General features: G+C 70.7%; 22 protein-coding genes. 2 read left to right on the top strand and 20 right to left on the bottom strand.

The genetic code is table 11. The features are described from left to right. Positions 1-19: 19 nt before the first annotated feature. Positions 20-850, bottom strand: a complete 831-nt coding sequence (gene fdhD / locus GCU67_RS17490; protein WP_163612637.1) for a formate dehydrogenase accessory sulfurtransferase FdhD — start codon at positions 848-850, stop codon at positions 20-22. A 42-nt stretch (positions 851-892) separates the two neighbouring features. On the opposite strand from fdhD, the gene mobA reads away from it, so the two are divergent. Further along, positions 893-1504 carry a molybdenum cofactor guanylyltransferase gene (gene mobA / locus GCU67_RS17485; RefSeq protein WP_163612636.1) on the top strand — a complete coding sequence of 204 codons (612 nt, stop codon included), beginning with the start codon at positions 893-895 and terminating at the stop codon, positions 1502-1504. A 9-nt stretch (positions 1505-1513) separates the two neighbouring features. Further along, positions 1514-2179 (top strand): SDR family oxidoreductase, encoded by a 666-nt coding sequence (locus tag GCU67_RS17480; protein WP_163612635.1) that lies wholly within the window; start codon positions 1514-1516, stop codon positions 2177-2179. Positions 2180-2186: 7 nt separating this feature from the next. Here the strand turns inward: GCU67_RS17480 and truA are convergent, their stop codons facing one another. The 19 genes from truA to rplE form a co-directional block, all read right to left on the bottom strand. Next, on the bottom strand, positions 2187-3053 hold the full coding sequence (gene truA, locus GCU67_RS17475; RefSeq protein WP_163612634.1) for a tRNA pseudouridine(38-40) synthase TruA: 867 nt from the start codon (positions 3051-3053) through the stop codon (positions 2187-2189). A 28-nt stretch (positions 3054-3081) separates the two neighbouring features. Further along, positions 3082-3888, bottom strand: coding sequence for a 50S ribosomal protein L17 (rplQ, locus tag GCU67_RS23130; protein ID WP_163612633.1), 807 nt, complete (start codon positions 3886-3888; stop codon positions 3082-3084). A 129-nt stretch (positions 3889-4017) separates the two neighbouring features. Then, positions 4018-5085, bottom strand: coding sequence for a DNA-directed RNA polymerase subunit alpha (locus GCU67_RS17465; RefSeq protein ID WP_163612632.1), 1068 nt, complete (start codon positions 5083-5085; stop codon positions 4018-4020). A 151-nt stretch (positions 5086-5236) separates the two neighbouring features. After that, positions 5237-5863, bottom strand: coding sequence for a 30S ribosomal protein S4 (gene rpsD / locus GCU67_RS17460; protein WP_163612631.1), 627 nt, complete (start codon positions 5861-5863; stop codon positions 5237-5239). 35 nt (positions 5864-5898) lie between these two features. Beyond that, on the bottom strand, positions 5899-6306 hold the full coding sequence (gene rpsK / locus GCU67_RS17455; RefSeq protein WP_163612630.1) for a 30S ribosomal protein S11: 408 nt from the start codon (positions 6304-6306) through the stop codon (positions 5899-5901). A 128-nt stretch (positions 6307-6434) separates the two neighbouring features. Continuing rightward, entirely contained in the window at positions 6435-6809 is a 375-nt protein-coding gene (rpsM, locus tag GCU67_RS17450) for a 30S ribosomal protein S13 (RefSeq protein ID WP_163612629.1), read from the bottom strand. Positions 6810-6822: 13 nt separating this feature from the next. After that, entirely contained in the window at positions 6823-6936 is a 114-nt protein-coding gene (rpmJ, locus tag GCU67_RS17445; protein WP_014742835.1) for a 50S ribosomal protein L36, read from the bottom strand. Positions 6937-7006: 70 nt separating this feature from the next. Next, on the bottom strand, positions 7007-7228 hold the full coding sequence (gene infA, locus GCU67_RS17440; protein ID WP_012950459.1) for a translation initiation factor IF-1: 222 nt from the start codon (positions 7226-7228) through the stop codon (positions 7007-7009). 301 nt (positions 7229-7529) lie between these two features. Continuing rightward, a complete protein-coding gene (map, locus tag GCU67_RS17435) occupies positions 7530-8333 on the bottom strand; it encodes a type I methionyl aminopeptidase (RefSeq protein WP_163612628.1) in 804 nt (267 codons plus the stop codon). Positions 8334-8414: 81 nt separating this feature from the next. Further along, positions 8415-9020: an adenylate kinase gene (locus tag GCU67_RS17430; RefSeq protein WP_338105111.1), complete on the bottom strand. Its 606-nt coding sequence runs from the start codon at positions 9018-9020 to the stop codon at positions 8415-8417. Positions 9021-9028: 8 nt separating this feature from the next. Beyond that, positions 9029-10339: a preprotein translocase subunit SecY gene (secY, locus tag GCU67_RS17425; protein WP_163612626.1), complete on the bottom strand. Its 1311-nt coding sequence runs from the start codon at positions 10337-10339 to the stop codon at positions 9029-9031. 178 nt (positions 10340-10517) lie between these two features. Continuing rightward, a complete protein-coding gene (gene rplO, locus GCU67_RS17420) occupies positions 10518-10961 on the bottom strand; it encodes a 50S ribosomal protein L15 (protein WP_163612625.1) in 444 nt (147 codons plus the stop codon). A gap of 13 nt (positions 10962-10974) precedes the next feature. Next, a complete protein-coding gene (rpmD, locus tag GCU67_RS17415; protein WP_014742840.1) occupies positions 10975-11157 on the bottom strand; it encodes a 50S ribosomal protein L30 in 183 nt (60 codons plus the stop codon). A 1-nt stretch (position 11158) separates the two neighbouring features. Further along, complete coding sequence (rpsE, locus tag GCU67_RS17410; protein WP_163612624.1) at positions 11159-11809, bottom strand: 30S ribosomal protein S5; 651 nt, start codon at positions 11807-11809, stop codon at positions 11159-11161. A gap of 46 nt (positions 11810-11855) precedes the next feature. After that, entirely contained in the window at positions 11856-12272 is a 417-nt protein-coding gene (gene rplR, locus GCU67_RS17405; protein ID WP_163612623.1) for a 50S ribosomal protein L18, read from the bottom strand. Then, positions 12272-12811 (bottom strand): 50S ribosomal protein L6, encoded by a 540-nt coding sequence (gene rplF, locus GCU67_RS17400; protein ID WP_163612622.1) that lies wholly within the window; start codon positions 12809-12811, stop codon positions 12272-12274. The genes rplR and rplF overlap by 1 nt, the downstream gene beginning before the upstream one ends. Positions 12812-12825: 14 nt before the next feature. After that, positions 12826-13236: a 30S ribosomal protein S8 gene (rpsH, locus tag GCU67_RS17395; RefSeq protein WP_163612621.1), complete on the bottom strand. Its 411-nt coding sequence runs from the start codon at positions 13234-13236 to the stop codon at positions 12826-12828. Between the two features lie 162 nt (positions 13237-13398). Further along, entirely contained in the window at positions 13399-13584 is a 186-nt protein-coding gene (locus GCU67_RS17390) for a type Z 30S ribosomal protein S14 (protein ID WP_014742845.1), read from the bottom strand. 34 nt (positions 13585-13618) lie between these two features. Continuing rightward, the gene (gene rplE / locus GCU67_RS17385) at positions 13619-14203 is read right to left on the bottom strand and encodes a 50S ribosomal protein L5 (protein WP_163612620.1); all 585 of its coding nucleotides are present in this window, start codon (positions 14201-14203) and stop codon (positions 13619-13621) included. Position 14204 lies beyond the last annotated feature (1 nt).

Genomic DNA, 14204 nt, shown 5'->3' with positions numbered 1-14204 from the left:
CCTCGACGCATACACTCACCTACTCGGGCAGGACCAGCCGCTCGGGGTGGGTGTAGACGTTGCAGCCGTCACCGCGGAGGAACCCGATCAGGGTGATGCCGACCTCCTGGGCCAGCTCCACGGCCAGCGAGCTGGGCGCCGACACCGCGGCGAGCACCGGGACGGCGGCCATCGCGGCCTTCTGGGTCAGCTCGAACGACGACCGCCCGCTGACCATCAGCACGTGCCCGGCCAGCGGCACCCGGCCCTCGCGGACCGCGTCGCCGACCACCTTGTCCACGGCGTTGTGCCGGCCGACGTCCTCGCGGAGCGCGACCATCTCCCCCGCCGCGGTGAAGAGCCCCGCGGCGTGCAGTCCGCCGGTCTTGTCGAACACCTGCTGGGCGGCGCGCAGCCGGTCCGGGAGCGCCAGCAGCGTCTCCAGGGTCAGCCGGGTGTCGTCGGCGGCGACGTCGTAGGCGGTCTTGGTGCGGATCGCGTCGATGCTGGCCTTGCCGCAGACCCCGCACGAGCTGGTCGTGTAGAAGTTCCGGTCCAGCGCGGTGTCCGGGGCCTCGACGCCGGGGGCGAGGTCGACGTCGACGACGTTGTAGGTGTTGCGCCCCTCGTCGTCGGTGGAGTTGCAGTAGCGCAGCCCGGCGATGTCGGCGGCCGAGGAGATGACCCCCTCGGTGGTGAGGAAGCCGTGCACCAGGTCGAAGTCGTCACCCGGCGTCCGCATGGTCACCGCGAGCGGGGTCCCGTCGAGGCGGATCTCCAGCGGCTCCTCGGAGGCGACCGTGTCGGGCCGACGGGTGTGCACGTCACCACGGATGCGCAGCACCGGGGTGCGGCTGGTCACTCGTCCCACGCGGTCGACGGTACTCACCGTCCGCGCCCTACGGTTCCCCGCATGAGCCCGCTGCCGCCCTTCGCCGCCGTCGTCCTCGCCGGTGGCCGGTCGGCCCGGCTCGGCGGGCAGCCCAAACCGCAGCTGGAGGTCGGCGGGCGCACCATGCTCGCGACCGTCCTCGCTGCGCTGGAGGGCGCGGTGCAGCGCGTCGTCGTCGGCCCGCCGCAGCCGGTCCCGGACGGCGTGCTGCTGGTCCGTGAGTCCCCGCCGGGTGGCGGGCCGGTGCCGGCGCTGGCGGCGGGTCTGGCCGCCGTGTCGCCGGGGACCGAGGTGGTCGCCGTGCTCGCCGCCGACCTGCCGTTCGTGACCGGCGACCTGGTCGACCAGCTGCGGGAGCGGCTGGAGGGCGACGGCGTGCTCGTGGTCGACGGGACCGGGCGTGACCAGCTCCTGCTCGGCGTCTGGCGGACGGCGTCGCTGCGGGCGGCGACGGCCGGCGCGCGACCGCACGCACCGCTGCGCGGGGTGCTGGCCCCGCTGACCGTCGCACGCCACCGCCCGGTGGTCCCCGCCGGTGAGCCGGCGCCCTGGACCGACTGCGACACCCCCGCCGAGCTGGCCCGGGCGCGCACCGCGGCCGCCGCGCGACTGCCGGGGCCCACCGCCGGGTAGTCGCCGGGCATGCGCGTCGTCATCGCAGGAGCCCATGGACAGATCGCCCGCCGCCTCGGCCGGCTGCTCAGCGGCCGGGGGGACTCCGCCGTCGGGATCGTCCGCAACCCCGACCACCGCGCCGACCTGGAGGCCGACGGCGTCGAGCCGGTCGTGCTGGACCTGGAGCAGGCCTCCGTCGAGGACGTCACCGCCGTGGTCTCCGGCGCCGACGCGGTGGTCTTCGCCGCGGGTGGTGGACCGAACAGCGGCATCGCCCGCAAGGACACCGTCGACCGCGGCGCCGCCGTCCTGCTGGCCGAGGCCGCGGACGCCGCCGGCGTGCGGCCCTACCTGCTGGTGTCCTCCATCGGCGTGGACCAGGTCGCCGACGGAGCCACCCCCGAGGGCATGGACGAGGTGTTCGTCGCCTACCTGCGGGCCAAGCTCGCCGCGGAGGCGGACGTGCTCTCCCGCGCGGGGCTCGCCCCGATGGTGGTGCGTCCCGGGAGCCTGACCGACGACCCCGGCACCGGCCGCGTGCGACTCGAGCACCTCACCGAGCACGGGGAGGTGCCCCGGGACGACGTCGCCACCGTCCTGTTGGAGCTGCTGGACCACCCGAAGGACGGGTTGGTGGTCGAGCTGCTGTCCGGCGACACCCCGGTGGCCGAGGCGGTCGCCGCACTCCCCTGACGGACCGTCAGGACGCCGTGGTCGGGTCCGGTGCGCGCTTGGCGCGGGTGACCAGCGCCCGGGCGGCCAGCTGCGACTCGTCGGGGTAGTCGACCCGCACCAGCGTCAGCCCGCCGGCCGGCGCCACCGGGACGTCGTTGGCGCGGCTGGTCAGCGACAGCAGGGACGCCGGCCAGCCGGGCTCGCGGCGGCCCTCCCCCACGGCGATGAGCGCGCCGACCAGGCTGCGCACCATCGAGTGGCAGAACGCGTCCGCGGAGGCACGGACCTCGATGACGTCGCCGTGCCGTTCGACGTCGAGCTGCAGCAGCGTGCGGATCGTCGTGGCCCCTTCCCGGCGCCGGCAGTACGCGGCGAAGTCCTGCTGACCCAGCAGCAGCGCAGCGGCGACCCGCATGCGGCCGGCGTCCAGGCGGCGGCCCCACGCGGCGGTGTCGGCACGTCGCAGCGGCGGGGGGCCGAACTCGGCGTCGGTGAGCCGGTAGACGTAGTGCCGCGCGAGAGCGGCGAAGCGGGCGTCGAAGTCCGGGCTGACCACGTGGACGCCGGTCACGGCGATGTCGGCGGGCAGGACCCCGCGCAGCCGGCGCAGCAGCGTGCCCTCGTGCTGCGCGAGGAGGTCCGCGCGCAGGTCGGTGTGGGCCACCTGCCCGGTGGCGTGCACGCCGGCGTCGGTGCGGCCGGCCACGGTCAGGTCGACGTCGCGGCGCAGCACCGTCGCCAGCCCGAGCTCGAGCTCGCCCTGGACGGTGCGCTGACCGGGCTGGCGGGCCCAACCGTGCAACGCCGTCCCGTCGTAGGAGACCTCCAGCCGGACGCGGACGAGCCCGCCACCGGTGTCGGTGGCGGGCTCGTCGGCGTTCGGGTGCTCCACGGAGCTGACCGTCAGGAGACGGTCGAGGTCACTTGGGGTCGACCTCGGGCTCGCCGCCGGGGGCCTGACGGCCCGCAGTGGCGGCGTCACCGAGCTCGGCGGCCTCGACCTCGGCTGCGGCCGCACGGGCGACCTCCGGGGACAGGGTCGCGTCGTCGACGACGGCGGCGTTCTCGGCGGTCGGCTGCGGGGTGACGTCGCCGTCGTCCTGCCGGTCGCCGTCGGGGTTGTAGACGTCGGTGACGACGGCCTCGGCCTCGTCGAGGCCCTCGGCCCCGGCGACGACGGCCGGGCTGGTGTCCCCGCCCGGGCCGGTGGTCACGTCGGTGTCGACGAGACCAGGCTCGGTGGCGTCGGCGGTGACCTCACCGGCAGCCGCGGCGGCGCCGGCACCCGTGGCGGCGGAGGAACCAGCACCGGAGGCGAAGCGGCTGCCGCGGGCCTGCTCGGCCTCACCGACGGCCTGCTGCGCCACGGTCTGGCCCTCGACCAGCTCGATGATCGCCATGGGGGCGTTGTCGCCCTTGCGGGGGCCCACCTTGACGATGCGGGTGTAACCACCCGGACGGTCCGCGAAGCGCGGGCCGATCTCGGCGAACAGGTGGTGGACGACGGACTTGTCGCGGATCGTCGTCATCACCTGGCGTCGGGCGTGGAGGTCACCGCGCTTGGCGAAGGAGATGAGCTTCTCGGCCAGCGGGCGGAGCCGCTTGGCCTTGGTCTCGGTGGTGGTGATCCGCCCGTGCTCGAACAGCGAGGTGGCCAGGTTGGCCAGCATCAGCCGCTCGTGTGCAGGTGATCCGCCGAGACGGGGGCCCTTTGTGGGGGTGGGCATGTCGGTCCTTCCTCAGGCCGCCGGGAGAGTCCCTGCGAGCCGCGCGTTCACTGATGGGTGGTGCTCCGGTGCCGGCGGTGCCGGACCCGGCGGGACCTCGCCGCCCCGAGGGGCAGCGAGGTCCGTCTGTCAGAGCTGCTCGGTCTCCTGGAACGTGGTCTCGTCGAACTGAGCCGGGTCACCGTAGGCGGTGTCGCCCTGGTAGGCGTCGGTCTCGTAGCCCTCGTCGTAGCTCTCGACCGAGGTGGGGACGAACCCGGGCGGGCTGTCCTTCAGGGCGAGGCCCATGGCGGCGAGCTTGAGCTTGACCTCGTCGATCGACTTCGCACCGAAGTTGCGGATGTCGAGCAGGTCGGCCTCCGAGCGGGTGACGAGCTCCCCGACGGTGTGCACGCCCTCGCGCTTGAGGCAGTTGTAGGACCGGACGGTGAGGTCCATGTCCTCGATCGGCATCGAGAAGTTGGCGATGTCGGCGGCCTCGGCCGGGCTGGGCCCGACCTCGATGCCCTCGGCGTCGACGTTCAGCTCGCGCAGCAGGCCGAACAGCTCCACCAGGGTGGAACCGGCGCTGGCGATGGCGTCACGAGGCTCCATCGACGGCTTGGTCTCAACGTCGACCACGAGGCGGTCGAAGTCGGTGCGCTGCTCGACGCGGGTGGCCTCGACGGCGTAGGTCACCTTCAGCACCGGGGAGTAGATCGAGTCGACGGGGATGCGACCGATCTCCTGGCCGGGCTGCTTGTTCTGGGTGGCCGGCACGTAGCCGCGGCCACGCTCGACGACCAGCTCGACCTCGAGGCGGCCCTTGGCGTTCAGCGTGGCGATGTGCAGCTCGGGGTTGTGCACCTCGACACCGGCCGGGGGCGCGATGTCGGCGGCGGTGACCTCACCGGGACCCTGCTTGCGCAGGTACATGGTCACCGGCTCGTCGGAGTCGGAGCTGACCACGAGGCCCTTGAGGTTCAGGATGATCTCGGTGACGTCCTCCTTGACGCCCGGCACGGTGGTGAACTCGTGCAGGGTGCCCTCGATGCGGATGCTGGTGACAGCAGCGCCGGGGATCGAGGACAGCAGGGTGCGACGCAGCGAGTTGCCGAGGGTGTAACCGAAACCCGGCTCGAGCGGCTCGATGACGAACCGTGAGCGCTGGGCGTCGATGGTCTCCTCGGTGAGGGTCGGACGCTGTGCGATGAGCATGGTGGTTCTCCTTCGTGTCCTCCGGCACCCGCCATATGGCGCCATGAGGGACGTACCGGCGGGCGGGCATCGGTCCGCCCGTCCCGCCGTCGTGCGGTCTCGCTCCCCTGCCCCCCACACCGCGGGGTGTGGGGGGCAGGAGGGGTGTCGCTTACTTCGAGTAGAGCTCGACGATCAACTGCTCCTGGACGGGAGTGTCGATGACCTGCCGCGCCGGGATGTTGTGCACCAGCACCTTGAACTGCGAGCTGATGACCTCCAGCCACGGCGGGACCGGACGCGAGCCGGCCTTGGCTGCCGCGATCTGGAACGGCACCATCTCGACGGACTTCGCAGCCACCTCGAGGATGTCGTTCGCGGTCACGCGGTAGGACGGGATGTCGACCTTGCGGCCGTTCACCTTGATGTGGCCGTGGCGCACCAGCTGGCGGGCCATGTCACGGGACTCGGCGAAGCCGGCCCGGTAGACCACGTTGTCCAGGCGCGACTCGAGGATCTGCAACAGGACCTCACCGGTCTTGCCCGACTTCTTGTTGGCCTCTTCGTAGTAACCGCGGAACTGCTTCTCCAGCACGCCGTAGATGCGGCGGGCCTTCTGCTTCTCACGCAGCTGGAGCAGGTACTCGCTGTCCTTGGTGCGGCCACGACCGTGCTCGCCCGGCGGGTAGGGCCGGATCTCGATCGGGCACTTCGGGGACTCGCACTTGCTGCCCTTGAGGAACAGCTTCATCTTCTCGCGCCTGCACAGACGGCAGTCGGCTCCGGTGTAACGGGCCACGTCAAATACTCCTAGATCGTCTCGTCAGTGACCGGTCAGACCCGGCGGCGCTTCTTGGGCCGGCAGCCGTTGTGCGGCTGCGGCGTCACGTCCTGGATCTGTCCGACCTCGAGGCCAGTGGCCTGCAGAGAGCGGATCGCGGTCTCGCGACCGGAACCGGGACCCTTCACGAAGACGTCGACCTTGCGCATGCCGTGCTCCTGGGCCTTGCGCGCAGCGCTCTCGGCGGCCATCTGCGCCGCGAACGGCGTCGACTTGCGCGAGCCCTTGAACCCGACGTGGCCGGCCGAGGCCCAGCTGATCACGTTGCCCGTGGGGTCGGTGATCGACACGATCGTGTTGTTGAAGGTGCTCTTGATGTGCGCCGCGCCGTGAGCGACGTTCTTCTTCTCCTTGCGGCGCACCTTCTTGGTGCCAGCTGCCGCGCGAGCCCTGGGAGGCATCTCTCTCCGGTCTGAGTCTGTGTTCGTGGCCTGGTCGTCCCCCCTGCCGCAGCAGGGGGGACGGTCGTGCTGAGGCGCGCCGCCGGTCCGGCCCTACGGACCAACGACGGCGCGCCGACGAGCTGAGATCAGCGGGCCTTCTTCTTGCCCGCGATGGTCTTGCGCGGGCCCTTGCTCGAGCGCGCGTTCGTCTTCGTGCGCTGCCCGTGCACCGGGAGGCCGCGGCGGTGCCGCAGACCCTGGTAGCAACCGATCTCCACCTTGCGGCGGATGTCGGCGGCCACCTCACGGCGCAGGTCGCCCTCGACGCGGAAGTGCTCGTCGATGTAGTCGCGCAGCTTGAGGAGGTCCTCGTCGGTCAGGTCCTTGACGCGCAGGTCCGGGCTGACGCCCGTTGCGGCCAGGGTCGCCTTCGACGCAGTCGGACCGATCCCGTAGATGTACGTGAGCGCGACCTCCATCCGCTTCTCGCGGGGGAGGTCTACGCCAGCAAGTCGAGCCATGTCCGGTACTCCCTCAGCCCTGGCGCTGCTTGTGCCGGGCGTTCTCGCAGATGACCATGACCCGGCCGTGCCGGCGGATCACCTTGCACTTGTCACAGATCTTCTTCACCGACGGCTGGACCTTCACCGGTGCCGCCCTCATTCCTGTAGTTCGTGGCCGGCCCCGGGCGCCCGTGTGGGCGCCGGACCGGCGGGGGTCACTTGTAGCGGTAGACGATGCGGCCGCGGGTCAGGTCGTAGGGCGACAGCTCCACGACCACGCGGTCCTCGGGCAGGATGCGGATGTAGTGCTGCCGCATCTTGCCGCTGATGTGGGCGAGCACTCGGTGCCCGTTCTGCAGTTCGACTCGGAACATCGCGTTGGGCAGCGGCTCGACGACGCGACCCTCGACCTCGATGGCCCCGTCCTTCTTCGCCACGCCTACACGGCCTCCTCGTTCGATCAGACTGCATTCGCCCGTGCCGCAGCGGCAGGGCGGTGTTCCTGGGGATGGTGCAACGCGCAGGCCCGGAAGACCGGGGGGCTGGGCGCGGTGATGCGGGCGATCTCGCTGAGGGCGTCTGTCGGCGTACGGCCACAGCACGACGACGGACGGCGCGAACGCCAACGGTCACTGTACTCCCTGGAGGTCCCCGGCTCCAACCCGGTCCGGGGTGACCCCGGACCGTCCTGTCCCGCGGCCGCCGGGCGCACCGTGGCGTGGAGCGACCGGGGTGTGCTCAGGAGCGGGGCGTGACGCCGAAGGGCGCCAGCCCGGCGAGGCCACCGTCCTCGGCGGTGAGGACCCACGGGCCCTCGGGGGTGATGGCGACGCTGTGCTCGAAGTGGGCGGCCCGGGAGCCGTCCTTGGTCACCACGGTCCAACCGTCCTCGAGCTCCGCCGTCGCCGGGTCCCCCACGGTGACCATCGGCTCGATGGCCAGCGCCAGGCCCGGCACCAGCTTGGGCCCCCGCCCCGCGCGGCCGTAGTTCAGCACGTGCGGGTCCTGGTGCATCTCGGTGCCGATGCCGTGGCCGCCGTAGTGGTCGACGATCCCGTAGCGGTGGGGGTGAGCGGTGATCGACTCCTCCACCGCCGCGCTGATGTCGGTCAGCCGACCACCGGCCACCGCCCGGGCCAGGCCCGCCCACATGGCGCGCTCGGTGACCTGGATCAGCTCGAGGTCCTCGGCCCGGGGGGTGCCCACGGTGACCGTCACGGCGGAGTCGCTGTGCCAGCCGTCGAGGATCGCGCCGCAGTCGATGGAGATGTTGTCGCCGTCGGCGAGGACCCGGTCCGGGGACGGGATGCCGTGGACGACCTCGTCGTTGACCGACGCGCAGATGGTCCCGGTGAACCCGTGGTAGCCCAGGAAGTTGGGCACCGCGCCCTTCGACCGGATGTGGTCCTCGGCGATCGCATCGAGCTCTCCGGTCGTGACACCGGGCTTCACGGCGGCCTTGACCGCGGCGAGCGCGCCGGCGGTCACCAGCCCCGAGGCCCGCATGAGCGCGATCTCGTGCGCGGTCTTGATCTGGATCATGCGTCCACTCCACTTCGCCAGCACGGGCAGTCGTGCCAGGAGGGCGGCAGCACGGTCACCGTGCACCTGACCCTCGCATCCTCAGCTCGCGGCCGGAGCCCCGGCCGGGCCGTCGTCGGGAAAGCCGAGTGCCGTCAGCGCACGATCGGTGACCTCGTCGATCTCGCCGATGGCGTCGATCTGACTGAGCAGCCCGGCCTGGCGGTAGAACCCCGACAGCGGCGAGGTCTGTTCCCGGTAGACCTCCAGCCGGTGGCGGACGGTCTCGGGCTTGTCGTCGTCCCGCTGCACCCACGCGCCGTCGACGAGCATCCGGCGACCGGAGAGCCGGCGCACCAGCTCGTCCTCGTCGACCACGAGCTCCAGGCACCGGTCGAGCACGTGGCCCAGCTCGGTCAGCGAGTCCCGCAGCTGCTCGGCCTGGGAGATCGTGCGCGGGAAGCCGTCGAGCAGGAAGCCGGCCTTCGCATCGGGCTCGGCCAGCCGGTCGGTCACCATCGCCACGGTGATCTCGTCCGGGACCAGGTCGCCGGAGTCCATGTAGGCCTTCGCCTGCCGGCCCAGCTCGGTCTGCCCGGTCACGTTGGCCCGGAAGATGTCACCGGTGGAGATCGCCGGGACCGACATGCGGCCGGCGATGATCTGCGCCTGGGTGCCCTTGCCCGCTCCGGGGGGGCCCAGCAACACGACGCGCACTAGCGGAGGAACCCTTCGTAGCTGCGCTGGTTGAGCTGCGTCTCGATCTGCTTGACCGTCTCCAAGCCCACTCCCACCATGATCAGCACCGCGGTCCCGCCGAACGGGAAGTTCTGGTTGTTCCCCTGCTCGGTGATCGAGAGGAACAGGTTGGGCAGCACGGCCACCAGCCCCAGGTAGATCGACCCGGGGAGGGTGATCCGGGACAGCACGTACTGCAGGTACTCCGCCGTGGGACGTCCGGGCCGGATGCCGGGGATGAAGCCGCCGTAGCGCTTCATGTCGTCGGCCCGCTCCTCCGGGTTGAAGGTGATCGAGACGTAGAAGTACGTGAAGAAGATGATCAGCGCGAAGTAGATGGCGATGTGCACCGGGCTGCTCTGGTTGATCACGTAGTTCTCGAAGAACCGTCGCACCGGGCCGCTGGTGTTGCCCTGCAGCTGGCTCAGCAGCTGCGGCAGGTACAGCAGCGAGGAGGCGAAGATGACCGGGATGACACCGGCCTGGTTGACCTTCAGCGGCAGGTAGGTCGAGGTGCCGCCGTACATCCGGCGGCCGACCATGCGCTTGGCGTACTGCACCGGGATGCGCCGCTGGGCCTGCTCGACGTAGACCACCGAGGCGATGACCAGCACCGCGAAGATGCACACGACGGTGAAGATGGCGGCCCCGCGGGTCTGCAGGATCGCCCCGCCCTCAGCCGGGATCCGGGCGGCGATCGAGGTGAAGATCAGCACGGACATGCCGTTGCCGATCCCCTTCTCGGTCAGCAGCTCGCCCAGCCACATGATGACGGCGGTGCCGGCGGTCAGCGTCACGACGAGGACGACGGTGGTCCACACCGAGTCCGACGGGATGATGTCCTGACCGCAGTTCGGGAAGAGCTGTCCGCTGCGGGCCAGGGCGATGATCCCGGTGCTCTGCAGCACGGCGAGCGCGATGGTCAGGTAGCGGGTGTACTGGGTCAGCTTCGCCTGACCCGACTGCCCTTCCTTCTTCAGCTGCTCGAACCGTGGGATGACCACCACCAGCAGCTGCACGATGATGCTCGCGGTGATGTACGGCATGATGCCGAGCGCGAACACCGACAGCCGCAGCAGTGCGCCACCGGAGAACAGGTTGACCAGCGAGTAGACGTCACGCTGGTCGGAGGCGTTGGCCTGCTCCAGACAGCTGTTGATCGCCTCGATGGAGACCCCCGGCCCGGGCACGCTGGCGCCCAGCCGGTAGACCGCGATCAACGCCAGGGAGAACAGCAGCTTGCGCCGGAGATCTGGCGTCCGGAACGCAGCGGCGAACGCCTGCAGCACGTGCCCTCCCCAAGTCGGTCGTGCGAGTGTAAGGACCACCCTGCCCCCCACCACTCGCACGCTCGCGGCGGGGCCCTGCAGGGCGGCCACCCGACCCTATCCCTGAGGGGCCGGATGGCAGACGACCCCCGAAGCACGATCACCCTGAACGGGTGCGCACCTCGGGGGTCGTCGGCAGTCAGAGCTGGGTGGTGCTGCCCCCGGCAGCGCCGATCTTCTCCTCGGCGGACTTGGAGAAGGCGTGCGCCTGCACGTCGACCTTCACCCCGCCGAGCTCGCCGGTGCCCAGGACCTTGATCGGCTGACCGCGACGGACGGCGCCGGCGTCGGCCAGCGTGTCGGGGTCGATGCGACCACCCTGCGGGAACAGGGAGGCGATCCGGTCCAGGTTGACCACCTGGAAGACGATCTTGTTGTTGTTCTTGAAGCCCGAGAGCTTCGGCAGCCGCATGAAGAGGGGGGTCTGGCCACCCTCGAACCGTGCAGAGACCTGCACGCGGGCACCGGAGCCCTTGGTGCCGCGACCGGCGGTCTTGCCCTTGGAACCCTCACCACGACCCACGCGGGTCTTCTTGGTGTGGGCGCCGGGGGCCGGACGCAGGTGGTGGACCTTGAGAGTCATGACGTTCCCCTGCTCAGACGATCTCTTCGACGGTGACCAGGTGCGGCACCGTCGCGACCATCCCGCGGATCTCGGGACGGTCCTCCTGGACGACCGAGTCGCTGATCCGCTTCAGGCCCAGCGAACGCAGCGTCTGACGCTGGTTGGGCTTGGTGCCGATCGCCGACTTGATCTGGGTGACCTTCAGCTGAGCCATGTCAGACCCCCTGTCCGGCCCGGGCGCGCAGCATGGCGGCCGGGGCGACGTCCTCCAGGGGCAGACCGCGGCGAGCCGCGATCTCCTCGGGACGGACGAGGTCCTTCAGCGCCTGCATGGTCGCGTGGACGATGTTGATCGGGTTGGAGGACCCGAGGCTCTTGGAGAGCACGTCGTGGATGCCGGCGCACTCGAGCACGGCACGCACCGGGCCACCGGCGATGACGCCGGTACCGGGGCTGGCGGGCTTGAGCAGCACGACACCGGCCGCCGCCTCACCCTGCACGGGGTGCGGGATGGTCGAGGCGATGCGCGGCACCTTGTAGAAGTGCTTCTTGGCCTCCTCGACGCCCTTGGCGATCGCCGCGGGCACCTCCTTGGCCTTGCCGTAGCCGACACCCACGGTGCCGTCGCCGTCGCCGACGATCACCAGCGCGGTGAAGCTGAAGCGCCGACCGCCCTTGACGACCTTCGAGACGCGGTTGATGGCCACGACCCGCTCGATGAACTGGCTCTTCTCGACGGGGCCGCCGGGGCCACGCCCGCCGTCCCGACGGTCCCGGCGGTCGTTGCCGCCCTGACCGCCCTGGCCGCCGGCGCCGGGGCCACCCGTACCGCCGGCGCCACCGCCGCGTCGCTGTGGTCCTGGCATCAGACGTCCCTCTCGATCGTGTTCTGCGTCGTGGAAGTGGTGGGCATTAGAAGTCCAGCCCACCCTCGCGTGCGCCGTCCGCCAGCGCGGCGATGCGACCGGCGTACCGGTTGCCGCCGCGGTCGAAGACGACAGCGGCGATGCCGGCGGCCTTGGCGCGCTCGGCCACCAGGGCACCGACCCGACGCGCCAGGGCGCTCTTGTCGCCCTCGACGCCCTTCAGGCTGGCGTCCATGGTTGAGGCACTGGCCAGGGTGCGACCGACGGTGTCGTCGACGACCTGGACGTGGATGTGCCGGCTGCTGCGCTTGACGACCAGACGGGGACGCTCCGGCGTGCCGCCGACGCGCTTGCGCAGGCGGTTGTGCCGGCGCAGCCGCGAGACGCGGCGCGCGGTGCTGATGTCGGTCCCGACGGGCTTGTGCACCCGGGGGCCCTTCGCGGTGTTCGCTGCAGTGGTCATCACTTGCCCGTCTTCCCGACCTTGCGCTTGACGACCTCGCCCTGGTACCGCACGCCCTTGCCCTTGTACGGGTCGGGCTTGCGGATCTTGCGGATCTTGGCGGAGACCTCGCCGACCTGCTGCTTGTCGATGCCGCTGACGCGCAGGCGGGTCGGGGCCTCGACGGTGAAGGAGATCCCCTCGGGGGCCTTCACGACGACCGGGTGGCTGAAGCCGAGCGCGAACTCGAGGTCCGCCCCACGAGCAGCCACGCGGTAACCGACGCCGACGATCTCCAGGGTCTTGTCGTACCCCTGGGTGACGCCGGTGATCATGTTGGCGATGAGGGTGCGGGAGAGACCGTGCAGGGCACGGCTCTCACGCTGGTCGTCGGGACGCTGCACCTGCAGCGTGCCGTCCTCACCGCGCTCGACGGTGATGGGAGCGGCCACCGTGTGGCTCAGCTTCCCCTTCGGGCCCGAGACGTTGACCGTGCGCCCGTCGATGGCGACGTCAACCCCGCTGGGCACCGGAATCGGGAGTCGTCCGATCCGTGACATGTCTGCGTCTCCTCTTACCAGACGTAGGCGAGGACTTCCCCACCCACGCCCTTCTTGTTCGCCTGCTTGTCGGTCAGCAGTCCGGTGGAGGTGGAGATGATCGCCACCCCGAGGCCGCCGAGGACCTTCGGCAGGGAGGTCGACTTCGCGTAGACCCGCAGGCCGGGCTTCGACACGCGCCGGATGCCGGCGATGCTGCGCTCACGGTTGGGGCCGTACTTGAGGGAGACCACGAGCTCCTTGCGGACGTGGCCGTCCACCTCGACGTCGTTGACGGTCCAGCCGCCGATGTAACCCTCCTTCTGGAGGATCTCGGCGACGTGCGTCTTCAGCTTCGACGACGGCATCGCAGCCGTGTCGTGGTACGCCTGGTTGGCGTTCCGCAGCCGCGTGAGCATGTCCGCGATCGGGTCGGTCATCGTCATGTGTGGGTCTTGCCTCTCTCACCGCGGTTCCGCACGCGCTGGGTCACGGGGACTTGGCGCAGGGCCTTCGGCGATCGGTGGTGCGTCTTCAGGTGACCGGTTGGTCGGTGGTGCAGAGCCGTGCCGACCCCGTCCCAGGGCGTGGCCCTGGGACGGGGGACGTCACCAGCTGGACTTGGTCACGCCGGGCAGCTCGCCGGCGTGGGCCATCTCCCGGACGCAGATCCGGCACAGGCCGAACTTGCGGAACACCGCGTGCGGACGACCGCACCGCTGGCACCGGGTGTAGCCGCGCACCTTGAACTTCGGGGTGCGGGCTGCCTTGTTGACAAGAGCCTTCTTGGCCATCTGTGTCTCTCCTGGGACTTCTACGCAGACCGCGTCAGCGGGTCGCGTTGACGACGGTCTGGCCGGCGAAGGGGAAGCCGAGCAGGCTGAGCAGCTCGCGACCCTCCTCGTCGGTGGTGGCGGTGGTCACCAGGGTGATGTCCATGCCCCGGGGGCGGTCGATCCGGTCGACGTCGATCTCGCGGAACATCGACTGCTCGTTCAGACCGAACGTGTAGTTGCCGTGGCCGTCGAACTGCTTGGGGCTCAGGCCACGGAAGTCACGGATGCGGGGCAGGGCCAGCGAGAGCAGCCGGTCCAGGAACTCCCACATGCGGTCGTTGCGGAGGGTGACCTTGGCGCCGATCGGCATGCCCTCGCGCAGCTTGAACTGGGCGATGGACTTGCGGGCCTTGACCACGGCCGGCTTCTGACCGGTGATGGCGGTGAGGTCACGGACCGCGCCGTCCATCAGCTTCGCGTCGCGAGTGGCCTCGCCGACGCCCATGTTGACCACGATCTTGACCAGACCGGGGATCTGCATGACGTTGCTGTAGCCGAACTCCGACATCAGGGCCGGTGCGATCTCCTCGCGGTACCGGGCCAGCATGCGGGGCAGTTCACGCGTGTCTGCGCTCATG

The sequence above is a fragment of the Modestobacter muralis genome, from assembly GCF_010682105.1.
GTDB classification, from domain to species: domain Bacteria; phylum Actinomycetota; class Actinomycetes; order Mycobacteriales; family Geodermatophilaceae; genus Modestobacter; species Modestobacter muralis.
Note: the sequence above shows the minus strand (reverse complement) of the source record. Positions and strands in the feature narration are given on the sequence as shown.